The sequence below is a fragment of the Streptomyces sp. NBC_01267 genome (assembly GCF_036241575.1).
Taxonomy (GTDB): Bacteria; Actinomycetota; Actinomycetes; order Streptomycetales; family Streptomycetaceae; genus Streptomyces.
The window spans coordinates 6,157,178-6,175,350 of record NZ_CP108455.1 but is presented as its reverse complement, the minus strand read 5'-3'; the positions used below and the strand labels follow the sequence as shown (position 1 = coordinate 6,175,350).

Genomic DNA, 18,173 nt, shown 5'->3' with positions numbered 1-18,173 from the left:
TGGTCAGCGGGGGCAGCCTCGTACGGTCGACGTCTCAGGCGCCCAGCGCGCCATCCTTCACGGCGGAGACGAACGACGTCCAGCCGTCAGCCGCGAACGCGAGCGCAGGTCCCTTCGGGTTCTTGCTGTCACGCACCGGGACGACGGCGGCGAAGTCGTCGGACACCTCGATGCACGCGCCACCGTCCTGGTTGCTGTAACTGCTCTTGCGCCAGAACGCGGTGCTCAGGTCGATGGATCGCACGTCACTTCCTCCAGAATGTGCAAGATGAACCTTCACGACTCGGCAACTGCCCCCGCTGGCCTGCCAGCTGGGGCAGTGTCGTGCAGCTGGCACATCAGGCGGGCAGGTTGCCGCCCTTCACGGCGGAGACGAACGACACCCAGTCGTCTGGCGCGAACGTGAGCACCGGGCCGTTCGGGCTCTTGCTGTCACGCACGGGGACGACCTCCATGAAGCCGTCACAGACCTCAACGCACTGACCGCCATCAGAGTTGCTGTAGCTGCTCTTACGCCAAGCGGCAGCGCTCAGATCGATGGATCGCACGGAACTTCCTCCAACAGGCTCAAGACGAACTCCCGCGACTCAGCAGGCGCCCAGCGCGCCATCCTTCACGGCGGAGACAAACGACACCCAGTCGTCTGTCGCAAACGCAAGCGCGGGGCCATGCGGGTTCTTACTGTCACGCACGGGAACCACAGCGGCGAAGCCGTCAGCAACCTCCAGGCACTGGCCGCCGTCCTGGTTGCTGTAGCTGCTCTTGCGCCAATTCGCTGCGGTCAGGTCGAGTGATCGCACGGTACTTCCTCCAGAATGCGCAGAATGAACTTTCGCGACTCGGCCGGTGGGAGCGCCAGGTCACGCACCGAATCGTACGCACGTTGCAGCCGATCAACTGCCACAGTTTCCTCGATGAGTTCACCTCGGTATCCGTTCTCGGCATAGGCCACGGTACGCCCATCGGACAAACGAAGAAACATCACGTCAGCATTGGTCAGGCCGTGCAACCCGACGCTGAACGGAGCCACCTGAACGGTCAGCTCATCCCGCTGCCCCGCCTCCAGCAGGTACTCCAGCTGCTCCCTCCAACGCCCCCGGTCCCGCAACGGTGTCCGTAGCACTGCTTCCGACAGGATCGTCCGAAACTGCGGTGGATCTTCACCCGCCAGCAGTTCCCGTCGCCCCATCCGGGCTTCGACCTGTTGGTCCAGAGCCTCGCCTTTGATGCCACCCGCTGCCAGAAGCTCCCGCGCATAGTCGGGCGTCTGCAACAACCCCGGCAACACGCTCACCGCGAAGTGCCACAAGCTCGTAGCTTCCGACTCCAGCGTCATGAACCGCCGGTACCGTTCCCGGAACTGCGTCTGGTCGCTCACCGCCAGCTCCCACAACGCCAGCAGCAGCCCCGGCGTGCCGTAGTGCTGGTCCAGCGCCTCGACCACCTCCGGGCCGCCGACCGTCTCGCCCTTCTCCATCTTTCCGAACAACGACCAGTCCCAGCCCAGCCGGTCGCCCAGCTGCCGCAGACTCTGGCCGCGCCCGGTACGCAGCACCCGCAGCTCCTCCGCGAACCGCGCACGCGGTTCCCTGCTGCGGCCTGTGACCGTCCGCCTCGTCGGCATCGCACCCTCCGTGGAACGTGTGGAACTTGATTCTCCCGCCGGGGCAACAGCCCCAGCCGTCGGTGAGCCGCGCCCCCGACCAGGCCATTCTCGTAATGAGCCCCTCACGCACGGTAGTTCACGACCCGTGGCCGGGGCAGCGGATCCGCGCTACGACCAACCGAAGGAAGTCACCATGACGCCCAGGCCGCCCCTCCCCCGCAGGACACCGCAGGGCAGCCTCACCCGCGCCGCCGACGTTCCCGTACCGCCGGTCGAATGGCGGGAGGAGACGGACAGGACCAAGGAGGCACTCGATGCCCGCGACACACTCGCCGCCGCCCTCAGCCAGGCCGGCATCCAGCTCCCCGCCATGGACGTGCGTACCCCCTGGAACGACGTCGTCCACGGGCACGGAGCAGCCGCCCCGCACGACGAGGAGCGCGAGGCCGAGCACAGAAGGGAGGCCCGGTACGCCCTCGTACACCTGGGGGTCTGCTCCGCACCCGTCGCGCTGGCGCTCGCCGCCGTCGTCGTGAAGGGAACCGGTCGGTGACGAACTGCCCCGGACCGGGGCCGGGGCCGGACACGCCCCGCCCGGCCCCGGCAGTGGGCCCGGCGGTGGCCCCGGCGGTGGGCGACACCGTCCACGACCCGGTTCGCGGCCGTGTCGGCGTCGTCATGGGCCGGGTGGGCCCGTACCTCCAGCTGCGTCCGCTCGGCGGCGGCCGGGAATGGGATGCCGATCCGGACCGGGTCAGGACGCTGAGCCCCGCCGAACTGCTCAGCGCCCGCGTTGCGTTGACCAACGCCCGCAGCCACACCCGCATAGGACTGTGACACCGGGCCGGAGCAGCCACAACAGCGCCTGAGGGAACGCCTACTTCGGCAAGAGCGCGACCTGGTACCAGGTCTGCCTCAGCAAGGCAGGCCTGGACCCGTGCAGCGGCAGGGTCTACCCCTGACCGCGACGAGGGCCCGGCCGAACTGAACGTCCCGGGCCCGCGCCTGACCGGCGCGGGCCCGGGACAGCCCTCAGCCGGCGGGGAGCGAGCCGACGATCTGCTCGATCCAATGCCTGTATGCGGCAACGCGGGTGTACACGTCGGGATAACCGCCGGCGCAGCCCTGCCCGTAGGAAATGAGCCCGACGAGGTGCAGCCTGCCGTTGAGATGGATCACCAGGGGGCCACCGGTGTCGTACTGACAGGTGCCCGCTCTGGCTGCGAAGGTGCACATCTGGCTTGAGGCGTCCAGCTTGTCGCCGTACGTATTCCTGCACTGCTGCACGGAGATGACGCGCAGGGCGGCCTTCTGCACCTTGGTCGGCTGCGGTCCGCCGAAGATGCGAGTGCCCCAGCCCACAGCCTCCGCGGTCTGCCCCACATGGTCGGAGGGACCGCTCGTATCGAGCAGCACGGGGCTCACCCCCTGATTCAGCTCCGCCTTGCTGCCGAGTTGGATGAGGGCGATGTCGTTACGGTCGGTGGCGGCATCGAAGGCGGGGTTGACGGTCCATCGCCCGGACGGATAGAGACGCGCGTAGGGGGTGTCGGTACCGGTCGCGGTATCGACATCGCCGAGGAGGACAGCGGTGGTGGCCGGTGTCCTGCCCCGCAGGCAGCTCGCGGATGTCAGCACGTACTGGTCGCTGATCAGCGAGCCCCCGCAGAAGACCTGACCGGAACCCTTGTCCACCAGGCCCGCCATGTGCGGGAACTCGCCACGCCGGACGTCGGCGCCTCCGACGATTGCCTGCGCCGGCGCGATACTCGGACCGACCGCCGCCAGCGCGGCGGCCGACATGACTACCGCGAGCTTCCTGAACCATTTCACGGGCCCTCCCGGGACCATCCGCACTCAGCCGCCGTGGAGGGCTGTTCTACAGCCCTCCACCAACTCCCAACTCACGAAGCACAGTTCTGTCACTCGAATGAGGACTACAGGACTACGCGGAAGGTCCTGATCGGCGCGCTGGGCCGGTCCTGCCGGTCCCGGGGTGCCCCGGGCCGGTCCGACAAGACCGGCCGGACAGGTCCTAGTGGGTTCCCGCCCTGAGGATGAACCCGCCGTCCACCGGCAGCACGGCGCCGGGTGATGAACGCGGACTCGTCCGACGCGAGGAACAGAGCCGCGTTGGCGACGTCCTCGCTGGTTCCCTGGTGGCCCATGGGGACCATGGCCGCCCGTCCGGCCGCCACGTCCGCCCGGTCCACGCCGCTGGCACGGGCGACGGCGTCGACTCCCATGGGGGTGTCCATCATGCCGGGGGCGACGGCATTGACGCGCACGCCGTGCGGTGCGTATTCGAGGGCCAGGCTGCGGGTCATGGAGTGCACCGCGGCCTTGGACGTGCTGTAGGCAATGGCGTCCCCACCGGCGAGCAGCCCGGCCATGGAGGAGATGTTGACGACGGCCCCGCTCCCCCGCTCCCGCATGTGAGGCAGGACGTGTTTGCAGGTGAGCCACATGCCGGTGAGGTTGACCTCGAAGCCGCGGCGCCACTCCTCGACCGGCAGGATCTCGGTCCGGCCGAACGGCACGACGCCGACGTTGTTGTGCAGGATGTCGACGTGCCCGAGGCTGTCGAGGGCTGCGGTGAGGATGGCGGCGCAGTCCTCCTCGACGGTGATGTCCGCCCGGTGCGCAACAGCACTGCCACCGGCCTTACGCACCAACGCGGCCGTCTCCTCGGCCGATTCGAGATCCCGGTCGACGACCAGGACGCGGGCCCCTTCGCGGGCGAAGGCCAGGGCGACCGCGCGGCCGTTCCCGGTGGTAAGGCCGGGGGTCTGGCCGCCACCGACCACCACGGCGGTCCTGTCGTACAGGCGTGGGGTCATCAACGGCCGTCCTCGGTCTGTCCGTCAGGGCCGGCCGTAGCGCGCCCGGCCGGGCCGGTTGCCAGGTCTCGCACCGCGTCGGAGGTGCCGGACCGCCCGGTGGCCTCGTCGACGGCCCAGCCGAAGGAAGTGGCCAGGGGCCAGCCCGCGTAGTACGCCATCTGCACGCTCATCTCGTGCAGTTCGGCCTCGGTGAGGTCACCGCTGGCGAGTGCCGCCTTGATGTGCAGCGATGCGTGCGGACCGCCCTGACCGAGCGCGGCCAGCAGGGTCAGGGTGACGATGCGGCGCTCGCGCCGGGACAGGCCCGGCCGGTCCCAGAGATCGCCGAAGATGTGTCTGGCGGCCAGGTCCCCGAGCGAGCCCGGCTCGCCCACGGAGTCGGGCACTTCGGCGCACATGACCTCGGCCATCACCGCCCGGCCGCGCTCGGCGAGGTCTGCCGGCGGGTCGGGGGTGTTCCCGTCGCCGGGGCCGGCCGTCCCTGTGCCCTCGCGGGTCACCACGTCACCGGCAGGCGTTCGAGGCCGTACGTGAGTGCGTCGTCGTGGAAGTGCAGTTCGCTCACGTCGACGGCGAGCCGGAGGCCGGGCAGGCGCCGGAAGAGGCGCGGCCACGCCTCTTGCATCTCCACCCGGGAGAGGTTCTGGCCCAGGCACTGGTGGACACCGAATCCGAACCCCATGTGCCGCCGGTCGGTACGGGTGATGTCGAGCTTCTCCGGCTCGGCGAAGACCTCGGGGTCCCGGTTGGCGGCCGGCAGGTTGCAGATGATGCCCTCACCGGCCCTGATCAGGACACCGCCGACCTCGGTGTCCTCCAGACACACGCGGCGGGGCTCGGTCTGGACCATGCTCCAGTAGCGCATCATCTCCTCGGTCGCGCCGCTCGCGTACTTCGCCGGGTCCGACATCAGGACGGCGCGTTGTCCGGGCTCGCGGAGGAAGGCGAGGATGCCCAGGCCGATCATGTTCGCGGTGGTCTCGTGACCGGCGCCGATCACCAGGGTGCCGAGCCGGACGGCCTGCTCGAAGGTGAGGTCGCCCCTTTCGTCGACGTGGGTGTTGACGAGAAGCGAGAGCAGTCCGCTGTCCGGGGAGGTCCGCTTGTGCTCCATGTTCCGGGCGAGGTTCTCGTGCAGCGACTGGTGGGCCGCGAGCTTCTCCTCCATGGGCAGGCTCAACTGCACGAGCTTCTTCGAGGACTCGTGTACGGCATGCCGCTCACCGTAGGGAACGCCGAGGACCTCGCAGATGACGACGGTCGGCACCGCGAGGGCGAAATCCTCGATGAGGTCGACCGGTTCGCCCTTCGCCTCCAGCTCGTCGAGGAGCTGCTCGGTCAGCTCGGCGATGCGCGGGCGCAGTGCCTCGGCGCGCTTCACGGTGAAGTCGGCGTTGAGGATGCGGCGGATCGGCAGGTGTTCGTCGCCGTCCTTGCGGAAGAAGATCTCGCCCTCGACGGTGGGCTGAGCGCTGGAGGTGTTGGGGAAGCCGGGGTCGGTGACGTCCGCACCGAACGCCCCACGAGCGCCCAGCACTTGCTGGATCTGGTCGTGCCTGGTGATCAGCCACGGCTCGCTGCCGTCCCAGATGGTCACCCGGCGCGGTGTGCCGCTCTCGCGGAACGCACTGGCGGTCTCGGGCGGGGCGAACGGGCAGCCGCGCTGCAAGGGGAAGGCGGGCACCTCGGGCGATGGACTTTCCATGCTCATGAAGTCTCCCTGTGGGGGCGGGTTGCTGTGCCTGCCGAGGCGGTGCTCGCGCGTCGCACTCCCGCTCCGCGGGAGGTCGCGAGGGACCGGCGGGGGCCCCGAAGCGTGCGGTCCGCCGACGACGCATCCGGGCGGCTGCGTCAGGCGTGGACCTCGATGGCGGCTGCCGGACAGACGGCCGCTGCCTCGCGGGTGGCCGCGTGCTGCTCGGCCGGCGGTTCGGCGTCGAGCAGGATCACGACGCCGTCCTCGTCACGCTGGTCGAAGACTTCGGGGGCGACCAGCACGCACTGACCTGCTCCGCAGCACTTCTCTTCGTCGATCGTGATGCGCATGGGGGGCTCCTGTCCGGGCGGCGTGCGGCGGTCGGCCGCCGCGCGACATTAAGTTAACGCTCGTATATTTACATGCGTTTAGCTGAGTTGGCCAGACAAGACAGGCCCCGTTCCTAGGAGTTGGCGCGTACCCCGGCCGACCGTGCCCCCTGTGCAAGGCTTGAGGCATGCCCGAAAGCCCAGACCCACCCGCACCGCACGCTCCGGCACCGGCCGAACGCAGACCCCGCAACGCCCGCGGCGAGGGCGACCGGCTCCGTACCGAGATCCTGGAGGCCATGCTCCGGCTGATCGCCGACGACGAGCGCATGCGGCCGATGCCCCTGTCGCTCCGGGAGGTGGCACGGGAAGCGGGCATCACCGCCCCGGCCATCTACCGGCACTTCGCCGACAAGGAGGCCCTCTCGGAGGCCGCGCTGAAGTGCCTCTTCGAGCAGCTGCTGGACGAGATGGACCGGGCCGAAGTGGCCTCGGCCGGCCAACCGGCCGGACGACGCCTCGCGGAGCTCGCCCATGCGTACTGCGACTTCGCCCAGCGCAAGCCGTCGAGCTTCCGCGTGATGTTCACCGACCGGGCGCTGCACGAACAGGAGACCGCACGGGTCGCGGCACGCTGGCGCAGCGCGGTGGCGCGGCTCGCCGAGACGGGGATGCGGCTGACGCAGACGCCGGAAGCGGCTGCCATGTCGGTCTGGTCCTCGGTGCACGGGCGCCTGCTGCTGGACCGGACCGGGGGCCAGGTCTGGGAGCTCGGCGACGTACACAGCTTCGTCGAGGAACTCACGCGCTCGCTGTCCACGGTCGACGGGGCGAAGTGAGGGCCGGGGAAGGCCGTCGCGGCTGAACAAGGGCGGGTGCGAAAAGGACCTACGGCGGCTGAACACCACGAGACGGCGGCCGAGTTGAACCTCGGCGGCAACCTATTGACGCCTTCACCAAGTGGCACCAGAATGCGACACGTTCGACAACGTTGTCACAATTCCCAACACGCGGGGGGTACCGCCCGGTGACGGCGGTGGTCCTCGACATGCGGACGTGGAACAGACGCAAGACCGGTTCGTCATCCCCCGTCATTCGTCATCCTCCGTCAAAGGAGTCGCACAGGCATGAGTACCACCCGACGTACCGTCCTCGCCGCCTCGGCGGCTGCCGGGATCGCCGCCGTCACGGCGGGCACGGCACACGCGCACACGCCTGCTCCGAAGACCGGGAATCCCCCGCTGCCCGGCGGGAGTTCGGCGGCGCCCGGCCGGCCGCCGGAGCTCGACTCGCTGGCCGGCGACTGGCTGTCGGCACGGGAAGTACGGCACTGCCCCGCGGTCAGCAACTTCTGGGGAGCCGTGGGCACCTCCCCCAATGTGCTGGGAATCAGTTACTTCACTCTTCCGCCCTATCTGGACGACGGTGGCGAATCCTGCGTACTGAGCGTGGACGGTGTCCCGGTCACGGCCGGTGAGTCGCGCTGGTCGGCCTACGAGATCATGCGCAGGGCGACCACCGACTCGGGGGTGACCGTCCGGACCGCGACCCGACTCGCCTTCGAGCGCAACGAGTTGCTGCTGCACATCACCGTCTCCAACCCCACCGCGGCGCCGGTCACGGTGTCGGTCGAAGCGGGTCCGCGCATCGCCAACGGGGCCCTTCCGGCCCATTGGGAGTGGGACACGCCACGGCCCGGCGACGACCACACCTTCACCGCACGCAAGATCTCCGGTTCGACCCTGCTGATCTCCGACAGCGCCTCTTCGGCCGTAACCGCATTCGCGTTCGCCCCGGCACCCGCACTCACCACCGCATCGGGCGGCGGACGCGCCCAGTGGTCGGTCACCGCCGGGAAGTCGGTGACGATCAGCATCGTCATGGCGGTGGGCCAGACCTCGACAGGGCTCCCGTTGAAGGACGCCGACGAGGCCAACGGCGTGGTGGACGCCTGCACCACCACGCTGCGCGCCTTCCGAGCGGCCTTCGACACGGCCGCCGAGAGCTGGAAGAAGCGCTGGTACGACGCCTTCACACCCGGGAACGATCACTACTCGGGCTCGCTGCCCGTCCTGCGGACCAAGACCGGGGACTCCGCCGTCGCCCGCCTGTACTACATGAGCATCCTGTCGGTGCTGGCGTGCGAGCGCACCAACCTCGGCCCCGAGTTCTCCACCGTGCTCGGCAGGCCCGGCGGACCCGGCACCTTCCAGGGGCTCGACCGCATCTACGTGACGGCGGCGCCCGAGTTCGCGGTGACGACCACCTACTACTGGGACACCTCGTACGTCTCCGCCGTCCTGGCACTGCTCGATCCGCGAATGCTCAGGGACAAGGTCAGCCACTGGCTCACCAAGGACCTCCTGGTCGGGTACGCCGTCGAATGGATCACGGGCAACACCGTCGGCCCCTGGTACAGCGCGAACGACCTCAGTGTCTTCACGACGGTCCTCAACTACGTGAACTACAGCGGCGATACGTCCTTCCTCAAGGCCACGGTCGCCGGCCGGACCGTCCTCGCGCATCTGAAGTCCATCGCCACCAACTGGGAACGCCTGGTCCCGGAGGGACAGTCGCTGGCGGACTACGGCGAGAACCACAACCTCATGGAGGTCCTGCCGAAATACGTCCACCAGGTGGCGTCGTTCAACGCGGGCAATGTGTGGATGATGCAGCAGGCCGCCGGCCTGTTCGCCCGTGCCGACGACGCGGCGACCGCCGAGGACCTCACCGCCAGGGCCGAGGCCCTGCGCACCGAGGTCCTCAAGCTGTACGTCGACGGCACGGGCGTCTGGAACTGCAGGCACGAGGACGGCACCACCGTCGCCGTACGCTTCGTCCTCGACTTCTGCATCGCCGGAAACCTGCTCGCCGCGTCGCTGCCCGAGGAGCAGAAGACCGACATGAAGCGCTTCGTCACCGACGAACTGCTGGCCGGGGACTGGATGCGCGCCCTGTCCCTCTCCGACTCCCAGGCGCCGGTCGCCCGTACCGACCACGGCACCAGCGGCGCCTACGACGCCTGGCCGTCCCTCACCGCCCAGACCTTCGCCCGGTTCGGCGATTACCCGGCGTTCCTGTCGATGCTCGAACGGTGCGCGGGCGTGACCAGGAACGGTCCCTTCAGCCAGTCCCACGAGCTACTCCAGTACGCGGGGGTGCGGGTCACCGACCGGCCCGCCCTGAACCCCGCCGGAGCGGTGACGGTCTCCGCATGGATCAACCCCTCCAGCTGGCCGGAGAACCCCTGGGAGGGCAGCATCATCGCCAAGGACTCCTGGGACGGCGGCCGGGACGCGGGCTACGCGCTCCGCGGCGGCGCCGACGGCACGATCTCGTTCGTCCTCGCCCTCGACGGCCATTTCGTCGAGACGCTGACCACCACCACGGTCCCCCCGTCGGGGTGGCACCACGTCGCGGGTGTCTACGACGGCGAACAGGTCCGGATCTACATCGACGGAACGGCCCACGCCACCCGGTCGGCCACCGGAGGCATCACGTCCTCCACCAACACCCCGGTGGTTGTGGGGAATTGCCCCGCCGACTCCTCCCGCCGTTTCAGTGGCAGCGTCGACGAGGCCCGTATCTACGCGCGGGCGCTGTCGGCCGCCGAGATCGACGCCCAGTACCGGGCCGCCACCCCCGCCACCGGCGCCGACGACAGCTCCCTGGTACTGCGCCTGCCGTTCGCCGAAGGCAACGGCACGAAGACCACCGAGTCGGCCACCTCCCGGGCGTTCGACATCGAAGGGGCGGCTTGGAGCGGCAGCCGCACCGGATTCGGCTCCGCCCTGACCCTCTCCGACGCAACGACCGACTACCGCGCCGCCATCGCCCCGGTCGACCAATGGCAGACGTTCAACTCCATGGCCAGCGGGAATTTCTCACAAACCGTCATCAGTGACCTGTTCGGCTACGCCCCCGAGGACGCCACCGCCGAGCTGCGGAGCGCGACGATGCCCCGGGGAATCACCGCGACGCTCTCCGGAGTCGTCCTCAACGGCAGGAACCACACGATCACCAGCCGTCCCGAAGGCCTGTCGCTCACCTGAGCCGTCCGGCAACGGCCCCCCGCACCGAGAGACTCCGTCCGGTTTCCGGCGGCAACGTCATAGAGGGAGATGTGCCATGCACCTTGTCAGACCCGGTCTTTCCGGGGCCTCGTCGCGCCACCGGCTCCCCCGGTCGGCGCCCCTGGCCTGGGCCGTCGTGCTCGTGATCGCGCTCGTGGCCCTGTTCACCCCTCCGTTCGCCGCCACCAGCCGGGCGGCCCGCACGGTCTCGTCCGCCACCGGCCGGGCGGCCCACACGGTGTCGAACGTCGGCCTGGTCGACCCGCTCATCGGGACGACCGGCGGCAGCAGTACGGAGTACGGGGGCATGATCCCCAGCACGGCTCCGCCGTTCGGTATGACCAGGTGGTCACCCATGACCCGCGACAATTCCGTCGGCCGTACCCCGTACCACCACGACGACACAAAGATCACGGGCTTCATCGGGACGCACCAGCCGGCGATCTGGATGGGCGACTCCGGCTACGTGGTGGGCATGCCCGGGGTCGGTGCCGTGAAGACGGCCACGGCCGAGCGCGGGCTGGCGTTCAGCCATGCCGACGAGACCACCTCACCCGCGCTCTACACGGTGAACATGCAGGCCGGAGCGGGGCAGACGCTCCGGACGGAGATGACGGGGACGTCGCGGGTCGGGTTCCTGCGGATGACCTACCCGCACGGCGCCGACCCCAACTTCGTTCTGCAGGCCACCCGTTCGGGCATCACCGGCCAGGTGCACGTCGATCCCGGCGCGCGCGAGATCACCGGCTACAACCCCGACCGGCAGGACAAGAACCTCGGTCCGTTCAAGGCGTCGAACTTCAAGGGGTACTTCGTCGCCCGGTTCGACACCCCGTTCACCGGCCACGGTACGGCCACCGGCGCGACGCAGTACGAGGGCCAGGCCGATCGCACCGACGCCGACCTGTCCGCGTACGTGCGCTTCCCGACCGGTACCCGGACGGTCCAGGTCCGGATCGCGACCTCGTTCATCTCGGTCGACCAGGCGCGGGCCAACCTCACCGCCGAAGTGCCCGACGACCAGACCTTCGAGCAGACCGTCGGCAAGACCCGCGCCCAGTGGAGCGACAAGCTCGACCGGGTCGATCTGCAGGGCTCGACGCCCGACCAGTCAGCCGTCTTCTACACCGCGATGTACCACGCCCTGCAGTACCCGTCGGAGATGTCCGAGCACGGCCGCTACTACAGCGCCTACGACGACAAGGTGCACTCCGGCGTCAGCTACACCGGGTATTCGACGTGGGACACCTACCGGGCCGAGAACGCGTTCCTGACGCTCTTCGCCCCGGAACGGATCAACGGCATGGTCACCTCCATGCTGCAGGACTACCAGCAGGGCGGCTGGCTCCCCATGTGGAAGAACATGACGGAGACCAACATCATGGTCGGCACGAACGCCGACTCGATGATCGCCGAGGACATGGCCAAGGGCTTCTCCGGATTCGACCGCGAGCTGGCCTACGAGGCGGTGCGCAAGGACGCGATGACACCGCCGGACCGGGACACCGAACTGGACTTCCACGACCGCGAGCAGGGCACACCCGTGGAGGCAAGGGCGGGCCTGACCACGTACAAACAGAACGGCTGGGTCGCAGCGGACCACACGTCGGAGGCCGGGTCCCGCACGCTGGACTACGCGTACGAGGACTGGGCGGTCGCGCAGATCGCCAAGAAACTCGGCAAGACCGACGACGCGAAGTTCTTCCTGGAACGCAGCAACAACTACAAGAAACTGTTCAACCCCGCGACGGGCTTCATGCAGGCCCGCAACCTCGACGGATCCTGGGCGAACGGGGGCTGGTCCGAGGGCGACCAGTGGGTGTACACGACCGACGTCATGCACGACATCCCCGGGCTGATCGACCTCAAGGGCGGCAAGGAGAAGTTCGCGTCCTGGCTGGACAGCTACTTCGCCGGCGGCCACAACAACCACACCAACGAGCCCAGCCACCACGCCGCCTACCTGTACGACTTCGCCGGCCAGCCGTGGAAGACGCAGGAGCAGGTACGCCGCATCGCCCATGACAACTACGCGAACAGCGCCGACGGGCTCAGCGGCAACGAGGACTGCGGGCAGATGTCCGCCTGGTACGTGCTCTCCTCGCTCGGCATCTACCCGGCCAACCCCGCCTCAGGCCAGTACACAGTCGGAAGCCCGTTCTTCGACAAGGCGGTGCTGCACCTGCCCGCCACGTCCCGTCCCCTGGTGATCAGCGCGCCGGGAGCGGCCACGAAGCCGTACGTCCAGTCGCTGTCCCTCAACGGCCGGAAGATCACCAAGCCCTTCCTGAACCACGCCGACCTGGTCCACGGCGGAAACCTGAAGTTCACCATGAACTCCGCGCCGCAGGCCTGGGCCGCCACCTCGACTCCGCCTGCCGCCGACCCCGACCTGGCCTTCGGCAAGCCGGTCACCATGATCAACGGCACGTCGGCCTTCGGCTGGGGCAAGCCGGTGGAGGACGCGGTCGACAACGACCCCTCGACCATGGCGCAGTCCAAGGACAGCGCCCCGTGGAGCCTGAAGGTCGATCTGGGTGCGGCCACGTCCGTCGGGCGGATGGTGGTCGATCCCGACTGGGAGAACTACCCGAAGACGTACAGCCTCAAGGTCTCGACGGACGGCGAGAACTGGACGACGGTGGCCGCCGAGGCGGACTCCGGGGGCACGACCGGTTGCGCCGACAAGGGGGTGACCACATGTGGTCAGACGCATGCGTACTCGTTCGCCCCGGTGAACGCTCGCTACGTGCTCCTGGACGTCACCGACTGGACGAACGCCAAGACCGGGACACGCCCCACCGAGGGATGGGGCTGGGCGCTCGACGAGTTGGAGGTGTACGACAGGTGAGGTCCGGCAGCCCGCCGGTGCCGGCTCCCTCCGCGGACGCCGGCTGAGCCCACCGCGACAACGCCGACCACGCCGACCGGCCCGGCGCCCGAGCGATCCACGGCTGAGCCATTCGCCGGACCGGTACGAATCACGCACGTGACTGGTGCGTGGCGGCAACTACCGGCGCCTCGCGCCGGATTCGAGCGCCACCCCGGAGCGTGGGGCGTCGCCCCCGGCCTGCCCCGGCCGGGGGCGACGCCCCACGTGTCTGCGGGTCAGCTGAGATCCGGCCCATCCTGCATTCGATCCCACGGGCGCAGAAATCGCGGGTCGGGTCGGCGTCAGGCCATCTGCGGAACACGGGACAGGAAGGGCTCCCCGTCGAGCGTCCAGTGCAGGTCGGGCCCGATGCCCAGGGCGGCGTAGACGTGGGCGGCGACGTCGGCGTGCCGGAGGCTGTCCGGTGGGGTCGAGGGGTCGATGCCGGGGCCGTTCGCGGCGATCCAGGCGGTGCGCTCCAGTGCGCTTCGTCCGCCGTGGCCACCTTCCTCGCGGTGACCGTGGTCGGTCACCACGATGACGGTCCACTCCTCGGAACGGGCGTCGGGCCGTTCGCGTACGGCGGTGAGGAGCTGTCCGAGCCGTCGGTCCGCGGTCTCGATCGAGCGCCGGTACTCGGGGCCGCAGCCGAGGTAGTGGGCGGTCTCGTCGACGGCGCCGAGGTAGACGAAGGACGCGTCCAGGTCTTCGCCTGAGCTGAGGATCCGTGCGGCTTCGTCGGTCACGCTCTGGTCGCACTCCTCCCAGGCCTGCGGGGTGTCCTCGCGCGGGGCGATGTAGGCGAGCCTGCTCGGGGCCGCGAAGACCGGGCCGCCCTGCCGGGCCAGGAACAGGGGTTCCCAGCCGCCGGCCGCGAAGGTCCGCCGCCCCTGCTCGGCGGCCAGCCGGGTGGTGAAGTCGGGGAACACCCCGAGCCGGTTGCCGGTGAAGTTGTTGCCCCAGACCCCGTGCTTGGCCACGCCGACACCGGTGACGATCGTGGTCCAGCAGGGACCCGACATGGTCGGAGTGTCGTCGTCGATGCCGACGGGCGCGAGGAAGCCGTCGTCCGCGAGTTCGTCGAGGTGCGGGGTGTCCAGCAGGGGCAGCAGGTCGAGGCGGACGCCGTCGATGCCGACGACCAGGACACGGGGTGTGGGCATGTTCTCGGTTCTTTCGTGGTTCGGGTGCGGAAGAGGGGGCGGAGCGTCAGACGGTGCGGCGCAGCCGGATCAGGCGGCTGGAGTAGTCCCCGGCGGGCAGCCGCAGGTCGATGCCCTGCCCGGACAGGACGGCGCCGCTGTGGACGGTGTCCTCGTCGATGTCGAGGTAGTGGGCCGCGGGGTCCAGGGCCGGAAGTGCGAGCGTGGGGGCCGGGTGGCCGTAGCGGGTCGCGGGGCGCCAGGCGAGGATGGCGTGTTCGGTGTCGTCCTGGGACGCGTAGTGCACGGCGGTCACTCCGCCGAGGCCTTCGAGGCGGTGCTGGTGGCCGCGCTGGACCAGGGGGCGGATCTCCTTGTACCGGGTGACGAGCGCGGTGGCCTCGTCGAGCTCCTCCTCGGACCAGGTGGTGAGGTCCCCGCCGATGCCGAGCGCTCCGGCCATGGCGGAGTGGAAGCGGAACTGGAGAGGGGTGCTGCGGCCGGTGGTGATGTTGGGGTTGTCGGTCACCCAGGCGGCCATGGCCTGGGCGGGGAAGAGCTGGCTGAAGCCGTGCTGGATGCCGATCCGGTCGACGGGATCGGTGTTGTCGGAGGTCCAGGCCTGGTCGGTGCGGGCAAGGACGCCGAGGTCGGCCCGTCCGCCGCCGCCCGCGCACGCCTCGATGCGGAGGCCGGGGTGGTCCGCGCGGAGACGGTCCATGATCCGGTAGACGGCGCGGGTGTGATCGATCCACAGCCGGTCGGGGTCCGGGGCACCGGCCCATCCGGCTTCGGTGACGACCCTGTTGGCATCCCACTTGAACCAGTCGATGCCGTGGTCGCGCACCAGCTGGTCCAGGGTGCGGTGGGCCCAGGCCTCGACCTCCGGGCGGGCGAAGTTCAGCATGAGCTGGTTGCGCAGTTCGGTGGCGTCCCGCGTCGGCGCGTGGACGACCCAGTCGGGATGGGCGCGGTAGAGGTCGCTGTCGGGGTTGACCATCTCCGGCTCCACCCACAGCCCGAACTCCATGCCCAGGCGGTGCACTTCGTCGGACAGCGGGCGCAGACCGTCGGGGAACGCCTCGGGCCGGGGTGTCCAGTCGCCGAGGCCCGCGTGGTCGCTGCTGCGGCTGCCGAACCATCCGTCGTCGACGACGAAGAGTTCGGCCCCCAGACGTGCGGCCAGCCGGGCCAGGCCCAGCTCGCGGGGCCCGTCCACGTCGAAGCCGGTGGCTTCCCACGAGTTGTAGAGGACGGGCCGGTCGCGGTCGGTGTCGGGCAGCACGGTGTCGCGGATGTGGGTGTGCCAGGCGCGACTTGCGGCGCCGAAGCCGTCGCGGGTGTAGAGGCCGGCGAAGACGGGTGTGTGCAGGCTCTGACCGGGCTGGATGGTCCAGCTGAGCCCTTCGTGGCCGAAGCCGCCGGTCCAGGTGGTCCGGCCGACCGGGTCGCGGTGCACGGTGATGCGCCAACTCCCGCTCCAGGCCAGAGCGGTGCTCCAGACCTCGCCGTGTTCCTCGCCGGCGGTGCCGTCGTCGAGAGCGAGCCAGGGACTGGCATGGTGGCTGGTGACACCGCGGCGGCTGGTGAGCACGGTCTCGGCGACCGGGAGGCGGTCGCGGTTCAGCTGGAACTCGCTGTTCCAGCCGCCCACCAGGTGACTGAGCCGGTAGTCGGGCAGGGCCGGCAGCGACCAGGAAGCCGAGTCCAGCCGGTCCACGGTGATCGGCCCCGAACCGTCGGCGCCGGTGTGGGTGAGTTCCACCCAGCGCTCGACGACGTCGCTTCCGGGACGGACGCGGTAGCACAGTTCGGCGGCCAGCGGATACCGGCGATCGGCCAGTTGCAGACGGAGTTCGCCGTCCTGGGCCGTGTGGCCGGTGAAGGACCACTGGGCCCCGCGGGTGCCGTCGTCGAACCGTACCTGGAGGCCGGCCGGTCCGAACCGCGCACCGGTCTGCGGGGCCAGTTCGTCCGGGGCCGCGTCCGACTCGAAGCTGCTCGCAGCAGGCGAGTTGGCCACGAGCAGCTCACCAAGGGCTTCGGCGTCGAGCTGTTCCCCCCAGTACAGATGCCGGGGGCTGCCGTCCGCGCCGATACGCACAGCGTAGACGCTGTTCGGGGTCCGGAGGACCGCCAGCTCGCGGGCGGCGTCGAAGGATACGGATGAGGGCATGGGAGGCACAGAAGTTCCAGAGGGGTGTCGAGCGTCGGCCAGGACCGGGCAACCGTCCACGGCGAACAAGGTTTGAAGTGGCCGGAGTTGGGCCAGAGCGTAGAACCGCCCGAACAAGAAAATCAATACTGGACGAAGTTATTTATTTATCGTAGGTTTCGGCCGTGTTTCCAAACCACTCTCGGCCACTGGTCACCGCACCGGCCGAAACCGCCATCCTCGCCCTGCTGTTGGCCGAGAGCCCGCTCAGCCGGGTGGAGCTGGCCCGCCGGACGGGGCTGTCCTCGACCGCTGTGACCAAAGCCGCACGACCACTCATCGACGACGGCTACCTGCACGAGCTCCCCCCGGAGCGCACCGCTCCAGGGGCCGGACGCCCCGTGAACCCGCTGGCCGTCACTCCCGACCGGGAGTTCATCGTCGGTGTGAAGATCAGTGCCGATACCCTCATCGGCGCGGTCTGTGACCTGCGGGCCCAGATGCGGACCACCGCCAGCCGGCCTCTGGGCGACCGCGACCCGGTCTCCGTGTGTGAGCTACTGGCCGAGCTCGTCTCCGAACTCCTCGACACGAAACCCGAGTACCGGGCCCGCACCCGGCACCTGGGCATCGCGGTCTCCGGCGACGTGGACCGCCCCCGCGGGCGTGTTCGCTACTCCGTGCTCCCCAGCTGGCGCGATGTACCGCTGGCCGATACCCTCGCCGCGGCGACCGGCCTGACCGTCACCGTGGAGAACGACGTCAAGGCCATCACCTCCGCCGAGCACTGGTTCGGCGAAGGCATCGGCACCGAGTACTTCGCGCTGGTCTGCATCGGAGCCGGGGTCGGTTCCGGCATCGTCATCAACGGTGAGCTGGTCGCCGGGGCGTACGGAGTCGCCGGGGAGATGGGGCACATCAGCATCGACCCGGCCGGACCGCGGTGCCACTGCGGCCAGGTCGGTTGCGTCGAGGCCATCGCATCCAGCGACGCCGTCCTCACTGCCGTACGCCGCACCACCGGCCAACCGGATCTGGACTTCGACGGCGCGGTTCAGCTCGCCCGTGGTGGAGACCCCACCGCACAGGCCGCCTTCGCAAGGGCGGGCCACGCCATCGGCGTCGGCATCGCCACACTGGTGAACCTCGTAGGTCCCGAGCGCGTCGTCGTCACCGGCGAGGGGCTCGACACCTTCGACCTCTTCGGACCGCACATCAAGGACGCCTACGCGGCGAACTGCTTCAAAGCAGCGGCGAAATGCCCGCTGACCCTGCGTCCGCTCCCCTGGGAGGAGTGGGCCCGCGGAGCCGCCGTCGTCGGCATCCAGGCCCTCTTCCCCTGACCGGGCACACCATCCTGCTCGTCGGCCCAAGTGTCCGGCACAGCCGAATGTCCTCCACCGTCTGCCAACGGTGAACTCCGGACACCGGCCACGCCGGACAACAACACGTACGCC

Annotated in this window: 17 protein-coding genes; 6 read left to right on the top strand and 11 right to left on the bottom strand. The window is 69.5% G+C overall.

The annotated features are described in order from the left end of the window. Positions 1-34: 34 nt before the first annotated feature. From OG709_RS28170 to OG709_RS28155, 4 genes are all read right to left on the bottom strand, one after another. Positions 35-244 carry a DUF397 domain-containing protein gene (locus tag OG709_RS28170; protein ID WP_266640356.1) on the bottom strand — a complete coding sequence of 70 codons (210 nt, stop codon included), beginning with the start codon at positions 242-244 and terminating at the stop codon, positions 35-37. Positions 245-338: 94 nt separating this feature from the next. Continuing rightward, a complete protein-coding gene (locus OG709_RS28165) occupies positions 339-548 on the bottom strand; it encodes a DUF397 domain-containing protein (RefSeq protein WP_266640357.1) in 210 nt (69 codons plus the stop codon). Between the two features lie 39 nt (positions 549-587). Further along, positions 588-800 (bottom strand): DUF397 domain-containing protein, encoded by a 213-nt coding sequence (locus OG709_RS28160; RefSeq protein ID WP_266640358.1) that lies wholly within the window; start codon positions 798-800, stop codon positions 588-590. Further along, on the bottom strand, positions 782-1,624 hold the full coding sequence (locus tag OG709_RS28155; protein WP_250304711.1) for a helix-turn-helix domain-containing protein: 843 nt from the start codon (positions 1,622-1,624) through the stop codon (positions 782-784). Before OG709_RS28155 ends, OG709_RS28160 begins: the two co-directional genes overlap by 19 nt. Before the next feature lie 175 nt (positions 1,625-1,799). Between OG709_RS28155 and OG709_RS28150 the strand changes: the two genes are divergently transcribed. Together OG709_RS28150 and OG709_RS28145 are read left to right on the top strand one after the other, a co-directional pair. Continuing rightward, on the top strand, positions 1,800-2,159 hold the full coding sequence (locus OG709_RS28150) for a hypothetical protein (RefSeq protein ID WP_329168031.1): 360 nt from the start codon (positions 1,800-1,802) through the stop codon (positions 2,157-2,159). Beyond that, entirely contained in the window at positions 2,156-2,443 is a 288-nt protein-coding gene (locus OG709_RS28145) for a hypothetical protein (protein WP_323136661.1), read from the top strand. Before OG709_RS28150 ends, OG709_RS28145 begins: the two co-directional genes overlap by 4 nt. A gap of 195 nt (positions 2,444-2,638) precedes the next feature. Here the strand turns inward: OG709_RS28145 and OG709_RS28140 are convergent, their stop codons facing one another. The 5 genes from OG709_RS28140 to OG709_RS28120 all read right to left on the bottom strand — a co-directional run bounded on the left by OG709_RS28140 (position 2,639) and on the right by OG709_RS28120 (position 6,495). After that, entirely contained in the window at positions 2,639-3,439 is an 801-nt protein-coding gene (locus tag OG709_RS28140; protein ID WP_329168030.1) for a serine protease, read from the bottom strand. Between the two features lie 104 nt (positions 3,440-3,543). Further along, positions 3,544-4,446, bottom strand: coding sequence for an SDR family NAD(P)-dependent oxidoreductase (locus tag OG709_RS28135; protein ID WP_250304714.1), 903 nt, complete (start codon positions 4,444-4,446; stop codon positions 3,544-3,546). Beyond that, positions 4,446-4,949 (bottom strand): carboxymuconolactone decarboxylase family protein, encoded by a 504-nt coding sequence (locus OG709_RS28130; protein ID WP_250304715.1) that lies wholly within the window; start codon positions 4,947-4,949, stop codon positions 4,446-4,448. The genes OG709_RS28135 and OG709_RS28130 overlap by 1 nt, the downstream gene beginning before the upstream one ends. Next, a complete protein-coding gene (locus OG709_RS28125) occupies positions 4,946-6,154 on the bottom strand; it encodes a cytochrome P450 (protein ID WP_329168027.1) in 1,209 nt (402 codons plus the stop codon). The genes OG709_RS28130 and OG709_RS28125 overlap by 4 nt, the downstream gene beginning before the upstream one ends. Positions 6,155-6,300: 146 nt before the next feature. Then, complete coding sequence (locus OG709_RS28120) at positions 6,301-6,495, bottom strand: ferredoxin (RefSeq protein WP_250304717.1); 195 nt, start codon at positions 6,493-6,495, stop codon at positions 6,301-6,303. Positions 6,496-6,662: 167 nt separating this feature from the next. Between OG709_RS28120 and OG709_RS28115 the strand changes: the two genes are divergently transcribed. From OG709_RS28115 to OG709_RS28105, 3 genes are all read left to right on the top strand, one after another. Then, entirely contained in the window at positions 6,663-7,313 is a 651-nt protein-coding gene (locus tag OG709_RS28115) for a TetR/AcrR family transcriptional regulator (RefSeq protein WP_329168025.1), read from the top strand. 288 nt (positions 7,314-7,601) lie between these two features. Continuing rightward, positions 7,602-10,526 carry a LamG domain-containing protein gene (locus OG709_RS28110; RefSeq protein WP_329168023.1) on the top strand — a complete coding sequence of 975 codons (2,925 nt, stop codon included), beginning with the start codon at positions 7,602-7,604 and terminating at the stop codon, positions 10,524-10,526. A gap of 76 nt (positions 10,527-10,602) precedes the next feature. Then, on the top strand, positions 10,603-13,398 hold the full coding sequence (locus OG709_RS28105) for a GH92 family glycosyl hydrolase (protein ID WP_329168021.1): 2,796 nt from the start codon (positions 10,603-10,605) through the stop codon (positions 13,396-13,398). Between the two features lie 323 nt (positions 13,399-13,721). Here the strand turns inward: OG709_RS28105 and OG709_RS28100 are convergent, their stop codons facing one another. Continuing rightward, a complete protein-coding gene (locus OG709_RS28100) occupies positions 13,722-14,582 on the bottom strand; it encodes an alkaline phosphatase family protein (RefSeq protein ID WP_329168019.1) in 861 nt (286 codons plus the stop codon). 46 nt (positions 14,583-14,628) lie between these two features. Then, positions 14,629-16,737: an alpha-galactosidase gene (locus OG709_RS28095; protein ID WP_329168018.1), complete on the bottom strand. Its 2,109-nt coding sequence runs from the start codon at positions 16,735-16,737 to the stop codon at positions 14,629-14,631. A 164-nt stretch (positions 16,738-16,901) separates the two neighbouring features. Between OG709_RS28095 and OG709_RS28090 the strand changes: the two genes are divergently transcribed. After that, positions 16,902-18,059, top strand: coding sequence for an ROK family transcriptional regulator (locus OG709_RS28090; RefSeq protein ID WP_250304723.1), 1,158 nt, complete (start codon positions 16,902-16,904; stop codon positions 18,057-18,059). The last annotated feature ends 114 nt before the right edge of the window (positions 18,060-18,173 follow it).